This is a genomic window from Mesorhizobium sp. M7A.F.Ca.ET.027.03.2.1 (genome assembly GCF_003999175.1).
GTDB lineage: Bacteria > Pseudomonadota > Alphaproteobacteria > Rhizobiales > Rhizobiaceae > Mesorhizobium.
The window spans coordinates 1-853 of record NZ_RZOM01001605.1 but is presented as its reverse complement, the minus strand read 5'-3'; the positions used below and the strand labels follow the sequence as shown (position 1 = coordinate 853).

At 64.6% G+C, this 853-nt stretch carries 1 protein-coding gene; it reads right to left on the bottom strand.

What is annotated here, in order from left to right; all coding sequences use genetic code 11:
• A partial coding sequence (locus tag EN750_RS36760) for an ABC transporter ATP-binding protein (protein ID WP_145968308.1) occupies window positions 1–688 on the bottom strand: 688 nt, incomplete at its 3' end.
• Between the last annotated feature and the right edge of the window lie 165 nt (window positions 689–853).

The following is an 853-nucleotide window of genomic DNA, read 5'->3' as shown; positions in this document are numbered from 1 at the left end:
CATAGGTGCTGGCCGGGCGGTCGTAGATCTCTGCCGGCGAACCGATCTGCCTGATCTTGCCGTCCTCCAGGATGGCAATGCGGTCAGCGACCGACATCGCCTCTTCCTGGTCATGCGTGACGTAGATCAGCGTCTTGCCGAGTTCGCGCTGGATGCGCTTCAGCTCGACGCGCGTTTCCTCGCGCAGCCTGGCGTCGAGCGCCGAGATCGGATCGTCCATCAGATAGGCATTGGGATCGCGCACCAGAGCCCGCGCGATCGCCACGCGCTGCCGCTCCCCGCCCGAAAGCTGTCCCGGCGGCTTGTGCAGGATATGGCCGATATGCAGCTTCGCCGCGACGTCGGTGACCCGCCGCTTGATCTCGGCCTCGGCGACCCGGCGTTCGACCAGGGGAAAGCGGACATTTTCGAGCGCGCTCATATGCGGGAACAGCGCCAGGTTCTGGAACACCATCGCCACGTTGCGCTCGGCCGGCGACATCGCGTTGACCGGCCTGCCTCCGATCAGGATTTCGCCGGTGTCAGGTGTCTCCAGCCCGAGCACCAGGCGCAGGATCGTCGACTTGCCCGACAGCGGCGGTCCGAAGAAGCAGAAGAACTCATTGTCGTTGACGGTGAACGAGGCGTCGTCGACGGCAAGTGTGTTGCCGTAGCGTTTGGTCACGTTGCGAAAGACGATATCGGCCATGGCTCAGGTCGCTCCACGGATCAGTGACAGGTAGCGAACGCCGGCGCCGACCCTCATCCGCCTGCCGGCACCTTCTCCCCGTATAGGGACGGGGAGAAGGGAGAAGCTCCAACGATGACGCCCCCCTCTCCCCGTCTCTACACGGGGAGAGGGTAAGGGTGAGGG